Origin of the sequence: Sporosarcina obsidiansis (genome assembly GCF_009651005.1) — a bacterium.
GTDB classification, from domain to species: domain Bacteria; phylum Bacillota; class Bacilli; order Bacillales_A; family Planococcaceae; genus Sporosarcina; species Sporosarcina obsidiansis.
In genome coordinates this window covers 1-16,143 of sequence record NZ_WHVW01000001.1, presented here as the reverse complement: position 1 = coordinate 16,143, position 16,143 = coordinate 1, and the positions used below count along the sequence as shown (strand labels likewise).

Here is a 16,143-nt window from a genome sequence, read left to right as displayed (position 1 = left end):
ACATTGCAAAAAATTTCCGCTCATATACCGGATGGGATTTATGAGCGGTTGCATGCGTTCTATGAGCGCTCCCTAAAATTTTTTCTCACTTCTCCACTTCCCCTAATAATATAAAATCCTCCAATGAGTAGCTTTTTACTTCATTTGCAGCAATGGTATAAACTGCGTCACCACTATACAACAAGCGCTGGACTTCTTTTTCCCAGTCCATGTATTCATTCGGAAAACCTGCCGTCAAGTCTGCTTTTAGGATAATCCCTTTGTCTGCTGAAATTTCATAGAGCATGGCTCCAGCCTTTTCAGAACGCAATATCCCTTCTTCCTCAGTTTCTTGATAAACGGTAATCGGAAAACCGTACAAGTTTTGCTCTGGATGTAAAAACAACGCATGGTGATCATGCTGAACTGGAGAATATGTACCCTGACCTCCAATCACTTCCGTCGCTTGTTCTTTCGGATTCGCGAAGTCCGTCACATCAAATAATGAAATCTTCATGCCACGTGTCTGGATAATCGGTTCGCCGCCCTGTGGATTTTTCTTGGACACCGTCTCGTAGCCAAAGCCGATCAAATGTCCTTCATCGAGCGGATGCAAATAGTTGCTGAAGCCTGGAATTTTTAATTCACCTAATACTTTTGGATTCTTAGGATCCGCTACATCCATTACGAATAGCGGATCCGTTTCACGGAATGTCACCATATACGCTTTATCCCCCATGAATCGCGCTGAGTAAATTCGTTCTTTTTTCGCCAGATCCTCAATTGACCCAACTTGCTTCATTTCCTTATCCAAAATAAATAAATGGTTTTTAGCGATATTTTTTTCATCCCACAGATTGCCTTCCGTCGTAACAACTCGGAAGTATCCATCGTGTTCATCCATGGAGAACTGGTTCAAGATCGTGCCTTTCAGTTGAGCAGCTTGCAGGAAATGGACATTCGTGCCGTCTAACCCAAACTTGAACACTTCACTATTCCCTTCAGCTCCTGTCTTTCCATAGAGAGTGGACGTCAAATAGACACGATCCTTTGACATATAGAGTTGTTCGCCGCTACCAATATATGCTTTCGTTTGGACTCCGTTTTTCTCACCCGAATGAATATCGAGTGCCGTGATGACGGAATACGAAGGTTCCATCGTACCTGGCAAGATAGACACTTGATCGATTTTCATCGGTTGCACTGAATCGTCAGTTGTTGAATCAAAGACTCTTGGCAATAATCCCTCACCCTCAGAAGCTTCTTGAATCCAATACATCGGGCGATTGTTGGTTACCATATATACATGCTGTCCAATTTTCCGCGTACCGATGATATACCCTTCGGCACCCGTTTCACGCAGCAGTTTAGGCTGCATTCGGTCTGTCACATCGTACACCTGAATCACCGATAACTCTTGCATTGGCATCATCCGCTTGGCTTCATCAGCAGTAGATGGCTGCTCCTGCTGTTTACCACCAATGACAACAAGTAGATTTTCATCCACGTACAGTTCTCTCGGGTAAAATGCTCCTTTAAAATCTATGGTGCTGACGTTTATCAGTTTCTTCGGGTTTCGAATGTCCGTGATGATCAACTCTTCATAGTTCGTGATATCATAAATGAAATCTCCATCTGTTTTAACCTGATCCGCTTCATCCACGCCTTCTACTTGCTGATTCGTCTGGGAGTGACCGCTGTTTCCTTGGGCGCTAGCTTTATCTTCCGAAGCAGACTCCAACACGACATCTCCGCGCGACGTAAAAAGCGTATTCTGCCGCTCCGCCTGCTTAAAGAATTTTTCAATTTCTTTAATGGATGTGACAGGCTTTACCGCTTCGATGACGGTGAATGAAAACGTATCGTTCGTAGTTCTTTTCCAGCCTTTGAAACTATTATTCGGCATGTGCAATTTATATTCTCCAGGCTGCAGTACCTCCACTTTTAAAGAAGTCCTTTCATTTCCATAAGACAGCGTAGCAGGCACTTTTTCTTGCGAGTGGTCGGTGATATAAAATTCCGACGCCTCCACGCCTCGCTTGATCGGTGCAGTAAAATAAAGTGTCAGCGGCTGACCAGCGAGCACCGTTTGGGCGACAGTGGTGTTCACTTTCGGCCAGAAAAAGAAACTAGCGACCATCAACACGCTGACTGCCCCGCAAGCTATAAGTGTCAATATCCATCTGCTTTTATTCATATCGACTCATCCTCTCCAAATTGTTGTTATTGGAGTAGACTGAATTTTTTTGATTTAGTTACAGATTTTGGAGGATAAATTATAGGAGATCTATAATAGAAATACGGGGGGTTCCGGTACTTGTCACAGTTATTTTAAGAAGAATTATTAAGACAGAAAAAGACCCTGCAGAGATTACCCTCCGCAGGATCATATTTCTTGAGATACTATACATCAAGAGTAGTGTCTACATCCTAATACTTATTCCAACTGTCACTCCTCCGCAAACGTCTTCTGCATGATGTAATACGACTGCTTCAGACGCTCTTCGTAAAGCGGCTGGTCCCAGTTATCCCATGTGTACCGCTTCAGTGCGCTGATCTTGCTGCCGGACTGCTGCGGGAAAGTATCAAGAACTTCGCCGTCATTGTCGACGAACAAAGCACCGATGCCGATATCTTCCACTTTCACACTTGCCTGTTCACCATCTTTTGCTAAGTTGCCAATGAACTCCTTTTGGCTCGGGTCTTTCGACTGGATAAGCAGCCACGGGATGCGAAGTTCGAGTTGGCCATCGCGGATCTTGTAATCAGCCAAAGAATCATAGTCATTAGACTCTGGATTGCCGTTGCCCTCTTTCAACTTGCCTGTCTCATAGGCAGAATACGGAATCGTCCTATTTTCGTTCGGGATCAGATACGGTTTGTTCAATGCGTACTCGATCGGGATAAACTGCCCCGAGTCGTTTTTGCGGTCAACGTCGTTGATGAGCTGTAGTTTCTTACCATACAAGTAATGGTAAAAATCGTAATACGGATCAATGAGTAGCCGTGCATTGCTGCCGTTCAGCTTCGCAACAAATTCTAGTCCGTTGCTAAACTCCGCATTTTTCATCCCATCAATCGTTGTATTCCCCTGTCCCGGTACAGTATCAAGCGTGATGACGGGATAGGCACCGACTGCCGGTTCAGCTATATCGAGCCGGATGTACAAATAGCGTTCATCGTGATCGACAAACAGCTTCTTTAGCGATCCGCTGTCCTTCTCATATAGCGGATCGCCTTCCCACTCCTCCGTCTCACCGTCAACTTTCACTTTCAGTCGGTCGAAGCTCAATAAGCCAAACTGCTGCTCGTTCGTCTGTGCATTTGACCAAAACGGTCGACGGTTCGGATCGTCGTAATCCATTGTATTCCACGTTCGCTTAAACCACTCATCCTGCCAGGTGAACACGAGACCGCCCATCATCCCTTCGTGCAGGATATCTTCGTAAAGATGCGTCAATACGTCACCTTGCTGCCGCTCGGACATGAATCCCTGATTCCAGCCGAACGGGTTCTCATGCGTTTTACCTCGCGATGCCGGAATACCGAATTCAGCGATCAACACCGGTAGCCGGTGTGCCGCGTGTAAGCCTTTCAAGTAGGCGGCATAGTTGTTTTTCTCACCGCGAAAGTCGATGAATTCGCGGTATTTCTTTTCATAGTTTAAGAAGTCCGGGTAATATGGGTACACGTGATACGAAGCAAATTGCCCGGCTTTTTCCATTTCGCCTTTAACGTAAATCTTGTTGGGGTCAACCGACACTAGGTCTTCAGATTCCGATGAATCAGCCGGATGGTCAAGCAGATCGGTCGTCACCCAGTTGGTGAAACTCATCGGTCGGATAGCATGATATTTCTCCACTTCATGGGTGACGAGGTAATCCATCTGTTCAGCGAGCCAGTACTCGAACGGCTCAGCTTCTTTCGTACTGAAGTAGGTACCATCATACTCTCCGATACCGGCATGCGTTATGTTCGTACCTTCCACCATGAACGGGTACCATTCGACACCGATCATCCAGGCGCTGACCCATTTGGAAATGTTCGCATCGTAAACACCGGATGCATGCCCAGGGCGCTCTTCCACATCCGCATTGCCGTGGACAACATCGACCAGGCGGGTCATTTCTTCTCGGAAGTCCTGCAAGTTCCCTTTGTCAAAAGCGTCGAGTGATTCTACGAGTTTTTCTTCGTTGATCCATACACCGTGCATGACGTGAATTGGCTGGTCGTGAGATTCATTGTAGGACTTAAGCGCACGGTAAAATGCCGGTGGGTGTAGTGTGTATACCCTTATTGTGTTGGCGTTCATATCTCCAATTGCTTCAAACCAACGATAATATTCAGCTTCTTCAATGCCTGCTTCTCCGGGGAAGACACCCGGTTTGGCCATACCGATATTGACACCTTTCACAGTGATCGCTTTCCATTTTCCGTTTTCAAACACTTCCATCTGTTTGCCGATGATCCTCGCCTGTAGGTCAATGTCTCCTTTACTAGCTGCAACAGGTGTCTTCTCCTCTGCCTTGCCAAAGCCGTCAAGTGCGCCTTTCATCATCGGCGCATACGAAGACCAGAAGAATGATTCGTCCGAAAAGGCATACAACAACTTGTATAGCTGTGATAGCCCTTTTAGCTGATAAAATTTTGGGACGGATGGGACATCGTTATAGTCCCCTGCAAAGTAGATGCTTTCAGACGCATCAGCTGTTTTTCGGACGACCGCAGCAAATTCAGCCGGAATTCCCTGTTCAGCAAGCAGCTGCCGTCCTTTGTTTGTCAACGACCAGTCATACGTAGCAAGCACTTCTGCCCCAGGTCGCGGTGTCACAATATCAAACCAATAGGAATAGCGGTGGGATCCTGCTGTGCCGAGACGCTTTTCTCCTTCTTCTGTCAACGTCATCTGGATGCCCGTTTCTTTCACATGCTTCTTATCTTCCAACACAAGATATGAGCCATCGAGATCGTTGACGAGCAGGAACCCACCTCCTGAATATGTCCATTCATCCTTATGCTCGTCTATGACCCACTGCGGAATTTCAGGGTTATTGTGATAATCTAGATTATCAAAGTAACGCGCAGTCCATCCTTGCCATTCGATTCCGAGATGTTTCGTCACTTGCTTGCGGACTTCCGGTTTCGTTGGCGAGGCGAACGTATTATATTCAGCGATTAGCAAGGAAGGCTTTTTGTTCGCTGTGCGCTTCTCAATCGCTTCCCACTCTTCTGCATCTAGTCCGCCTAACACTTCTGCAGAGCGAGCCCCATTTCTACCACCCTTTCCCTCGACGAGATCATCTTCAAATACACCGTATGTGTCAGCAATGTAGATTACGTCGATCCCGTCATAGTTTTTCGGAAGCTGACGAATGGTCGGCTCATTTTCTCCATCTTTCGGAGGAATAGTACCATAATAGTCCGAAGACGAGTGGAACGCTTTGCCGTCCTGTGTCTTCACTTTCAGATGATTAAGCACCCACATAATGCCGAGGTGCTCCCGAAACGAGTCGTTGGCAACCGTTTTATCAATAATTGCAACGGACAACTTCTGTTCTTTTTCTGCTGTCCAGAAAACAAGCGGTAGCAGCAACACTAGCAAAAAGGCGGCAGCAATCATGTATACCTTCTTCATTTTCCTGCTCCTTTCGTTCCCGTCGCACCGACTCGCTCCATGTCCCCCCATGAAGAGATGCGGAATATGGAACGAACAAGCCCTTCCACACGCCAGATGAGCGTCAGCGGACGATACCAGACAACTTCCGTTAAGGTCAGCAACATCATCCTGAAGACGTTATGAATTTTGGGAAATGTGCCGAGACTCCAGGATTCAAGAAGCACAGCTCCCATAGAAAAGACGGTTCCATACAACACGAGTAGAAGCACGAGTGCAACCGCATATTCATAGTAGATGCCGCCCATGAAAAACGCAGTGATGACATACACATAACCAGCCAGTTCGATAACCGGACCGAGACATTCAATGAGCCAAAAATATGGCACTGAAATCATCCCGACCGCTCCATACTTCGGATTAAATGTCATTTTGCGGTGCGCCCAAAGACTCTCCAGCAGACCTTGATGCCAACGTCGCCGCTGTTTTCGAAGCACCGATATCGTCTGCGGGGCTTCCGTCCAGCAGACCGGATCTGGAACAAACTCAATGCGCCCACCCAGTTTATCTTCCTTCAGCATACGTTGCAGTTTGACAACCATCTCCATATCCTCACCGATCGTTGTCGTATTGTAGCCACCAGCTCGAATCACAGGTTTCTTCGAAAACACACTGAAAGCTCCAGATATGATTAGCACGAGATTGTATTTGCTGAGCGCAATCCTTCCCATCAGAAAAGCGCGTAAATACTCGACAATCTGCATAACAACAAATGGTTTGCCTGACAATTTAGTAGACGACACCGCTCCGTATTCGACATCCATTCCGTTGACGATACGCACGTTGCCACCTGCAGCGATCACTTTGCCATCCGACATAATGATCGGTTTCATGACTCGTAGTAGCGAACTTTCATCGAGAATCGAATCACCGTCGATCGTACAGAAATAAGAATACCGTGCAAAGTTAATGCCCACATTTAGGGCATCTCCTTTGCCACCATTCTCTTTGCGAATCAGCCAAAGATTGGGATGGATTCTTGAACGATAGACTTCTTTCACAGGCTTTGTAGCAAGCTGCGGGTCCACTGATTTTCTAGCCCTTACCATGTCAAACTGCTCAATGACAACAGCTGCCGTCCCGTCTTTTGAACCGTCGTCGATGACGAGTAGCTCCGTCTGTGGATAATCGAGGTTTAACAGCGAGTGAACAGTCGCAATTACTCCAGTTTCTTCATTATAGGCTGGCACGAGGATCGTTACCGGTTTCGAATAGAACGCATCGACGAACCGAGCATCCAACTCCCTACGATCGAGACTGCGTTCCCGCCTCAATGTCCGAAATGCAAGGACGAACATGATGCTGTAGGACAAAATGACCGCTGCCATATAGAGGAATATGATCACACCAAAAACTTGCATTGCAATGTGAATGGATGTCATATCTGGTCTCCTCCTTTTCCGTCCGGTGACTGCGTATCCAGCAGCCAACCTTCATCTTCAGCGGCAGCAGCCACCAACGGACTCACCTGGTCTTCTATGCTTGACGCAGTGCTGAATAGCTTCGCCTCTTCTCTGACTAGAAACATGTCGTCCTTCTCAAAATGTGCAGCATACCGGACAGCAGATTGTTGAGGTAGCCATTTCAGCATTTTGGCAGCCTGGTGCCGTTCCTGCCAGACATCTGATTCGACAGCCGCTTCATAGACTGTTACAACCGGAACGATGCCAAGCGAATTGTATGCGCGCAACACGCGGATACGCAATTCACTGTCCTTAGTATTGAACTGCGTTTCAAGAAACGGCACATACGTTGCGTCAAGCTTCATACCGATGACATCTACTAGTGCATATTGGATGGTCAGCTCGAGTTCGTCAAAGTGGCATACTGTCTCTTCGAATGTTGCCTCCTGCATCCTGAACAACAATTCCTTCGCGTCATTCGCAGAAAGTGCACACAATTCAAGGAGATTATCACGTACAAATGTCTCTGGATAGAACTTCATGTCAATCAGTAACAGAAGAAAAAACTCCTCCTCACTGATAGATTTTTTCGCCATATCTCGACAGTCAACTGTCAAAGAATCAATACCGAAGTCATAGATTCTGTACAGCGCGTTCATGCGTTCTCCCCAATTGCGCCCGTTAAGCTTTTTACGATAAAACCCTGACATCCAGCGATTGGCAAAACCACTGATCCGTTCTTCCATACCATCCTCTTTAACATTGTGGACTAGCATTCGGAACAATTCTTCAACTGCTTTCACTTCTGCATCATTTCGGGGAATTAGATGGTCTTCCGGCACGCCATCCGTACGCAAATAGTCGTACCACCCTATCCGGTTGTTATTTAAATACGTTGCAGCGAGCAGGGTCCGTTTATTCTCACGATGCCTCTCAATTACCATGTATAACGTGAAGACGGCAAGCGCTACTACGAGAACTATGATTAACGCAGCGATCCACTCAATCGGGAGCCCGATCATGACCACAGTCCCGCCAACATCCGCTTAACTTGCGCTTCAAAAAGCCTCAAGTTAAAAGGTTTCAGCAAATAGCCGTCTGTGCCGCTTTCATATGCATAAATCATATCTTCTTCCGAATTATGGCGTGTCATCATGAGGATTGTGAATTTCTCTTGATTTGGCATCTTACGTAGCTCATGCAAGACATCGAGCCCATTCCTTTTTGGCAGCACATCACTCATGACGACAAGATGAGGATGCCAAGAATCCGTCCAATCTGACTGCGACAGGACCAAGCCATCTGCAAAAGTTCTAACTTGCAAGCGTACACCCGCCAAGTCGATTCGCTCAACAGCCATCTGCAAAAGTTCTCTGAACAAGCGGTCCCCATCTAAGATGCTCACCTTCACTTCTAGCACAGGGCGATCCAACCCAGACTCCACATGGACAAAATGGATACCGTCCTGTCCCTGGGGTTCTGCCATGGCCTTACGACAAATGGCAAGTGCATTCTCCGATGTCAGTTCAGGGTGATACACTTCGAGGATCGCTGCCTGGAATGGCCCACATTCCATTCCCGGGCAGACTTTTTGCAAACGTTGTAGAAAACCAACTGCTTCTTCCTTTCCGCTATTCGGCAGCAGTAGGCCAATCTCATCGGGATGCTCCGTTTCAAACAGAACATCCTTCTCTCGCAACATCTCTGTCAATTTTTCTTTCAACATCCTGGCAATCCTGCTGTCGCCCCTTTCCTCTCGCAACAGCACAAGCGACATCGTTCTCCGATCGCGCAAAACGTTTGCCCTAAGTAAATTGAAAACATATCGAAAAAACGCGCCTTCTATCACTTCAGAATTTTTCCTTATAGACATCCGGATGACCCCCATTCATTCTACAAGTCACACTCACTTGCTTCCTACTATTGCTTTACCCAATTCCTCATAACCTAAATACTACCAACCACAAAATTTTCTGATCAACCCTATTTTATATGCAGCTACTTAGTCAGAGTTGCGGCTGTGTAGGATATTCTTTTGCCAATCAACATTATCTTTCGCAACGACTACACTTCCGGTCGTCTGCCATCTTCAGTTTATGTACGTGAATCTCGAGCTGTGTTTCTATACTCTTAATATTAAAACTATCATTAAAAATAGTATACGAAACTTTCAGCATAAAAAAGCGTGCTTAATTTCCAGTATTTTCTCTATAGGTAGATTATCCGTTGCTAGAATAGCCACTTATATGTATTCACCTGTAGCGAGTATTGGATCGGTTCGAAGATGGTTTCGCTCGTTTGTACATTTTTTTGGAGCGGTGCAAGAGTTTTTTGCTCGGTGCGTTACTATATTAGATCGGTGCGCGATACGTTTGGATCGGTTCTGACAGTTTTTCGCTCTGTACGAGAAAACCAACACGAAATTGAAAACGAGATAGTTAGAAGCATCGTTTGCTACGACGTTTCTAACTATCTCGCACCTTTAATTTTATGCTTCTACTGCAACTTTGCCTGAGTATCTTTTCTTAAAGACGAGTGCAAAATAACCAAATGTAATGGCTAAGCACACGACCATAAAGCTGATTAGTACACCGTTGCTCGCCCACAGGTGTGCCATGTCTCCAGTGGAAATGGTTGCTTTAAATGCCTGAACAGAATACGTCATCGGCAATAACGTGTTAAAGATTTTCAATGGTTCTGGGATTAGTTCCAATGGGAATGTCCCAGCACTTGTTGTTAATTGCAAGATCAAGATTAAAATTGCTACGAAACGTCCCGGATCCCCCATAATAGTGACAAGCACTTGGACGAGTGCGATGAATGTGTAACTCGTGATAATCGCGGTTAAGATGAACAACGGAGTGTTGATCGTTTCCATACCGAGGCCATACTTGATGACAGCTACCGCTAGTAACGCTTGAATTAATCCGACGACTGCTAGTACAGACACTTTACTGCTGAACCAACGGAATGCGCCAGTAGGTGGTGTCGCAGGTTCCATCATCGGGAAGACGATGGATACTAGCAATGCACCGACAAATAATCCCAATGAAAGGAAGTACGGTGCGAAACCTGTTCCATAGTTTGGCACTTTATTAATGCTTTCCTGCTGAACATCTACTGGAGAAGCTGCCATTTCGTACGTCTTGTCTGTCGGATTCACTTCACTAGCCGTTTCATTTGCTTCGGCCAGTTTTTCTTGTAATGTCGCAGTTCCTTCGTTTAATTCAGAGGCACCTGATGCTAACTTTTCAGATCCAGCCGCCAAGTCTTTCGATTTAGAGACGAGCGTACCCGTTCCTTGTTGCATGGTACCAGCGCCTGTTGTCAATTCATTCAACCCACTGGCCAAATCCTTCGATCCAGCCGCAGCAGTTTGTACCCCACCAACCAATTGTTTGGAACCTGCCGCCAATTGGCTGTTACCAGTAGCTAGTGCATTGGAACCTGCCACTAACTTAGCAGAATTACCTTGCAGTTTTTTCAATCCAGCCAGTGCTTCTGCATGTGCACCTTGTAATTGGCCAGCTGCACCGTTGAGTTGTGTTGCTCCTTGCTGAAGTGCGCTCGCTCCTGTTGACAATTCACCTAAACCGCCTGCAACTTGAGCACTTCCTTGTTTCAATTCACCCAGCGCTGCTTGCAAGCCTGCTTTCTGTTCTTCCGGTAATTGAGCAAGAATTGGTCCTAACTGTTCGGACAGCTGGTTGATGCCTGAATGGACACTTTGTGAACCTGCCGCCAACTGATCAGCAGCATTTTTCAAGCTACCCGATTTATCAGCCAAATTGCCGATACCGCCTACAAATTCTTTTTCTTTTGCTCCGATTTGAGCATAGCTAGTTGCGAGCTTGTCGACGCCTGCTGTGTATTCACCAATTCCTGCTTCCAGGCTAGAGGCTCCTGTAGCAGCTTGATCAGCGCCAGATTGCATATCTTTTGCACCAGCCGATAATGTACCGAGACCTTTTGACAGATCGTTCGCACCTTTTGCGGCTTTGTTTGCACCTTGAGCTAACTTAGTTGAACCATCAGACAACGCGACACTACTTGAGGCAAGCTGCGTCAAGTAGCCTTTCAAGTCATCCGTGCCGTCTGCTAATTTCGTAGCACCATCATGCAATTTCCCAGCACCATCTGCAGCATCACCGAATCCTTCGCCCATTTCATTGATGGAATCGAATAGTTGCTCTGCGTATGTGGAGGCAACTTGTTCATTTACTTCTGCTTTGATGCGATCCATCGCCGTTTCACCGATTTGTGCAGATAGGAAGTTAAAGCCTTCATTTGGCTTGTAGAGAATATTTAATTTCTGTGGATCATCGTCGAGTAATGTTGTCGCATGTTCAGAGAAGTTTTCGGGAATTTCAATCGTGATGTAATAATCCTGTCCCTTCAGTCCTTCTTCCGCACGTTCTTTCGTAACGTTTTGAAAATCAAACTGCTTACTTTCTACTAGCTTATCTGCTAGTTCTTTTCCCAGTGCAAGTTGTTCATCGTCCAGTTCGGCACCTTCATCCAAGTTGACGACCGCTACTGGCAGCTGATCCATATGATCGTATGGATCCCAAAATGCCCACAGGAACATACCTGCATATAATACAGGAATAAATAAAATGGCAATCATTGGCACAATCATCTTGCGCGTACGCAATAATTGTTTCCATTCCGCAAATGTCATGGTCTTCTTCATTAGTTTTCCTCCAATTTCATTTAAAACCAATTGACTAAAATGTTCAATCAGTCATTTCATTCGAAAAGAAAAGTCTCATACTAAGAGACTTGAAAAAATCGTATCACTCAATAATTGCACAATCTCTTCTTCCGTCAGTTGATGATCATGCGTCTTTCCCCAATCTATCACAAGTGCCAAATAAGATTTGAATAATAGGTAGGCGACTAATTCGCTGTTGCACGGTTTTAGTTCTCCTTTTGCAATTCCTCGTTCAATCTTCTGTCGGACGAATTCAATAATTTCTTGTTCAATCGATGCGAGCACTTCACTAACCATCGGCGTCCGAAGTTCTTTTTCTTCTTCAATTAGTTTGATGTACAATTGATGTGTTTCTCTAAATTTCAATAGTTGCATGAGTCGCGCGTGGGCGTTGACTTCGAATGAAGCACCTTCGATTGAACATTCGTCGGATACCCGTCTCATTTCTTCAATCATTTGACGGACAATTGCATGGAACAATTCTTCTTTATTCGAGAAAAATGTGTAAATCGTTCCTTTTCCAACGTTGGCGATTTTTGCAACCTGGTCCATAGTCGTAGCTTTATAGCCGAATAAAGAGAATGACTTTTCTGCCGCTAGCAAGATTTCCTGTCTGCGATCCACTTCTTCACCTCGCTTTATAAATTGACCGTAAAACGTTTTTAGTCACTAGGTCATTATATTACACCGGATGGTGGGAAGTTGCAAGTGGTTTGTAAAATTAGTTAAGAATTTTTTAGTGATTCATCATTTAAAGTGTTGCAGGCGTACAACAAAACAGCAGCTATAACTTTTTCCATTGTCGATCGCTTTCGCCTTCCACGTTGCTATTTCCTTGCCCTACGTGAAATATCTTTCGAGGTTCCAATTCATCTAGATAGCCAATCAGTTCGAGAGTAATGTAATTCCGATCTATTTGGTTCGAGTCAAATAGACGAGTATCCACGACCATTGGTACTTCAATTTTTTGTCCCGCTTCCAAGTCATGCCCAAGTCTCCATGGTTGTTTGAATTGATTACCCGCTCTTCCATTTTCGAGTTTGATGTCAAAACTCATGTAAAGCATAGCCTCGCGAATCAATCGATTTGTGGCGTTGTTGACTTCGATCATATACTCAGTTTCACCGTTTTCCAATTCTTTTTCACTTAGAACTCTAAGTTGCAACCCTTCCATACCTTCATAAAAATCTTCTGGCAATGGCGAACCTAGCCCCGTTTCTGTTTTTGACTCTTGCAGCAAAGGCAAAGCCAATAATAAAAACAGTGCTGCCGCAGCAGTAGCAACGGTCCATATAACGATATTTCTCTTTTTGTTGGTAACAGGAGGGCGGCTAATTTCTCTGTATACTTGTTGCTTTTCTTGTTCTGTCATGGAAATCCCCTTCACTCGTCGTTTCATTTCTTTAGAAATTCTACGGTCGAATTCATCCATTCCAATCGCTCCTTTCCAGTTTATCTTTTAAGACTTTCTTCCCTCGCAACAGTCTTGATTTCACAGTGTTGTGGTTGATTTGCAAAACTTCGCTGATTTCTTTCATCGTCAGTTCCTGGTAGTAATAGAGAATGAGGACTTCTTTGTATTTGGGTGGCAGTTTCGCTAGCTGTTGACTCATTTCGTAGGATGATTCCTGTTCTATGTATATATTTTCTATTAGGTTCTGATCCTGTACCTCTTCTAGTTCTTTTCTATAGAAGATGTTGCGGATGCTCCAACGTTTGGTATAGTCTTTGCATTGGTTTATAGTCATGCGGATAAGCCATGTTTTATAAGTAGAGTCGTGACGGAAATTGTCCAGCTGATGATAACTTTTGATTAGTACTTCTTGGACAATGTCTTCGCTTTCCGACAGATCGTTCAGATAAAGATAGGCAATGCGCTTCAGTTCATCTCCATAGTCGTGGATGAACGATTCCAACAATTCTTTTTTGTCTAGTCCCTCTTCATCATATTGCATGTGTCTCGCCCCCCTTCATTCATTAGACGATTACCGTACTTGTTTTGACCCATTTATTTTGCAAGGTTGTTTATAGTTACTCAACATCATGGTAAGAGTTTCATTGGCAGTTTTCTACATAGTAAGCTGGAAGGTCATGCCATATTCTGTTAAGAACATTAGAAAAGCGGCTTCTTTGCAGATGTATCGGTTTTTGGAATCAAGAGAACCTCTCGATTATTTGCGTGTAAAAAGAAAGGAAATATTTATGAGTAAGAACAACTATTTAGTTTTACGTTTAGGAGTACTTGTTATCCTTTTTATTTCTGTGATGACGTGGTATTACCCTTTCTCTCCCTTCAGCATCCAGAAAAGTTATACTTATAAGCCAGGTACAATTTTATACAATGATAAAACGTATGAAGAGCTATTGAATGAGTTTGATGAAACTTATAAAAAGGAATTGGATCAGGCATTTGAAAATCATGACGAAGAGATCGACTTAACTGTTGTCCGAACCGAATATATCCTTCCTATCTTTAAACAAGATTGGCTGATTGGCACCGATCCCGTATCAATTAATCAAAATAAATTGGATAACATGCTTTTGGATATTAAACAGAGTAGAGATACATTATTGAGTCTCATTGCCGAGGTAGATTATACGAAGGAACAGCGAAATTATTTGCTCAATAGTATACAAAATCTTTTACGTTTAGAAGATAGTATTAGGTATCTAAGAGATGAAACATATGTTTCACGAAAGGCAGTAAACAATTTAATTGGTACTATTCGAAGTGATTTTAGAGACAGTTTTAGGTTTTATGTCGATACTTTTTATGAAAGCACCCGCTAGATGGAGAATACTTCGCAAACTGGCGCATTAAAAGAACAAGATGAGTAGCACGCACATAGTTAATTTTCGTTGCAGGTTGCGACTCCTTGGGACTCACGCACTGCACGCCACCAGAAACACGTCCGCCAGTAACGGAAATCAACAGGTTCGACGCTATGTCACTATCGAAGCATTCCTGAAATTTCACAAACCTCGTTACATTCAAAAGAAGAGCTAACTAAGATCTTTTCGTTAGCTCCTTTCTCTTGGTGTTTTATCCGCGACACTTTAACTTTCACCTTACTGCGAATCGTATAGCTAAGCTTTTGCTACTATCGATTCATAGCCATTCCTCCGCTAACACTACTTTTTCACAGCGTAGGAACTATCAAATCTAATGTGTCTAACTTTAAACTATTTGCTGAGTTTTTTCATAGTTTAAATAGTTTTTTCATTTCATCATTTTCAATCGGTGATAAAGTGTGGCTATATACGTCATGACAGAAGGAACTGCAAAAACCAATGCAACATAAAAGGCGAAAACGCTAACGATTTGAATCGTTCCTGAAGTGAATTTCATTAGTAACCCTAACAGGATGGTGAGACCTACGGCATAGATGGTCACCTTCTTCACCGGAATCGCTAATCGTCTGATTTTATCCCGATCTGACTCTCTATCACTATAAATCGGTATAGTTCCTTTGCTTGCCTTAAAAATATGCATGTTATAATCTGTGCACACATGCTCCCAGCCTGCACTGGCGAACATCTCAAAGTATTCATCTTTTTCATCAGCATCCAACATGCGATAATCAATGCTATAGATTACGTCCTCACTTTCACCTTTCTCCAATTCGTAGCCGGCACACCGAAACTTTTTCAAATGCCAGCCTTGCAATGCTTTGCTGCGTAACTTTTTCATATCGTCCGCTTCTGAAAACGCTAAACCTGCAGACATCATATATTTCGTTTTTCTCATCATACGCTTCCCCTCTCCAGTCCTTTTTCTGCCATCTCAATCATCACTTTCCTGCGTGCTATATCTGTCTCCAGCGTTTGCCGGCCTATATCGGTTAAGACATACACTTTCCGGCGCGAATCCGACTCATCATGTAGTACAATCAATTGCTCCTTCAGTAACTTTTTAATAATCGTATATAATGATGCCGGACCGATTACAAACGCCCCTTTTGTTGTCTCTTCCACCAAACTCATCACAGCATAACCATGCCGGGGCTCCGTAAGCGAAGCCATAATATAAAAAACAGAATCCGTCAGCGACTCAAATGATTTCAATAACTTACCCTCCTTTATATCACTTTATGATATATCTAATTAAGTTATATCATAAAGTGATATAGAAGTGCAACTATATTTTTTTGCATTCAAGATATTAAAGCTTCTTCATTAGGAGGAGTCAATGATAATTTTTAGGAAGTCTTTTGCTTGGATCTACCATCATTAGAAAAGTGAGTTACCAATAAAACACCAAACGAAAGAAGGTCTTGGCGTATTGCCAAGACCTTCTCAGACTGTAGACAAAAGGGTTGGAAATCGTAACGATTTCCAACCCTTTTGTCATTTCGGTACTAAAATCAGAGAAA

12 protein-coding genes are annotated in these 16,143 nt (G+C 44.1%); 1 reads left to right on the top strand and 11 read right to left on the bottom strand.

The genetic code is table 11. The features are described 5' to 3' along the window. Positions 1-85 precede the first annotated feature (85 nt). The 9 genes from GD002_RS00060 to GD002_RS00020 form a co-directional block, all read right to left on the bottom strand. A complete protein-coding gene (locus GD002_RS00060) occupies positions 86-2,176 on the bottom strand; it encodes a beta-propeller domain-containing protein (protein ID WP_153730285.1) in 2,091 nt (696 codons plus the stop codon). Positions 2,177-2,428: 252 nt separating this feature from the next. Further along, a complete protein-coding gene (locus GD002_RS00055; protein WP_153730284.1) occupies positions 2,429-5,614 on the bottom strand; it encodes a hypothetical protein in 3,186 nt (1,061 codons plus the stop codon). Continuing rightward, positions 5,611-7,035: a glycosyltransferase family 2 protein gene (locus tag GD002_RS00050; RefSeq protein ID WP_153730283.1), complete on the bottom strand. Its 1,425-nt coding sequence runs from the start codon at positions 7,033-7,035 to the stop codon at positions 5,611-5,613. Before GD002_RS00050 ends, GD002_RS00055 begins: the two co-directional genes overlap by 4 nt. After that, positions 7,032-8,078: a HEAT repeat domain-containing protein gene (locus GD002_RS00045; protein ID WP_153730282.1), complete on the bottom strand. Its 1,047-nt coding sequence runs from the start codon at positions 8,076-8,078 to the stop codon at positions 7,032-7,034. Before GD002_RS00045 ends, GD002_RS00050 begins: the two co-directional genes overlap by 4 nt. Then, entirely contained in the window at positions 8,075-8,929 is an 855-nt protein-coding gene (locus GD002_RS00040) for a response regulator transcription factor (RefSeq protein ID WP_194841415.1), read from the bottom strand. The genes GD002_RS00045 and GD002_RS00040 overlap by 4 nt, the downstream gene beginning before the upstream one ends. 615 nt (positions 8,930-9,544) lie before the next feature. After that, positions 9,545-11,749 carry a YhgE/Pip domain-containing protein gene (locus GD002_RS00035; RefSeq protein ID WP_228548233.1) on the bottom strand — a complete coding sequence of 735 codons (2,205 nt, stop codon included), beginning with the start codon at positions 11,747-11,749 and terminating at the stop codon, positions 9,545-9,547. Between the two features lie 75 nt (positions 11,750-11,824). Further along, entirely contained in the window at positions 11,825-12,394 is a 570-nt protein-coding gene (locus GD002_RS00030; protein ID WP_153730280.1) for a TetR/AcrR family transcriptional regulator, read from the bottom strand. 160 nt (positions 12,395-12,554) lie between these two features. Next, positions 12,555-13,202 carry a hypothetical protein gene (locus tag GD002_RS00025; RefSeq protein WP_153730279.1) on the bottom strand — a complete coding sequence of 216 codons (648 nt, stop codon included), beginning with the start codon at positions 13,200-13,202 and terminating at the stop codon, positions 12,555-12,557. After that, positions 13,195-13,725 (bottom strand): sigma-70 family RNA polymerase sigma factor, encoded by a 531-nt coding sequence (locus GD002_RS00020; protein ID WP_153730278.1) that lies wholly within the window; start codon positions 13,723-13,725, stop codon positions 13,195-13,197. The genes GD002_RS00025 and GD002_RS00020 overlap by 8 nt, the downstream gene beginning before the upstream one ends. Before the next feature lie 136 nt (positions 13,726-13,861). Between GD002_RS00020 and GD002_RS00015 the strand changes: the two genes are divergently transcribed. Further along, positions 13,862-14,560 carry a hypothetical protein gene (locus tag GD002_RS00015; protein WP_153730277.1) on the top strand — a complete coding sequence of 233 codons (699 nt, stop codon included), beginning with the start codon at positions 13,862-13,864 and terminating at the stop codon, positions 14,558-14,560. A 430-nt stretch (positions 14,561-14,990) separates the two neighbouring features. On the opposite strand, the gene GD002_RS00010 is transcribed toward GD002_RS00015, so the two are convergent. Together GD002_RS00010 and GD002_RS00005 are read right to left on the bottom strand one after the other, a co-directional pair. Beyond that, positions 14,991-15,518 carry a DUF2812 domain-containing protein gene (locus GD002_RS00010; protein WP_228548232.1) on the bottom strand — a complete coding sequence of 176 codons (528 nt, stop codon included), beginning with the start codon at positions 15,516-15,518 and terminating at the stop codon, positions 14,991-14,993. Further along, complete coding sequence (locus GD002_RS00005; protein WP_153730275.1) at positions 15,518-15,835, bottom strand: PadR family transcriptional regulator; 318 nt, start codon at positions 15,833-15,835, stop codon at positions 15,518-15,520. The genes GD002_RS00010 and GD002_RS00005 overlap by 1 nt, the downstream gene beginning before the upstream one ends. Positions 15,836-16,143: the final 308 nt, after the last annotated feature.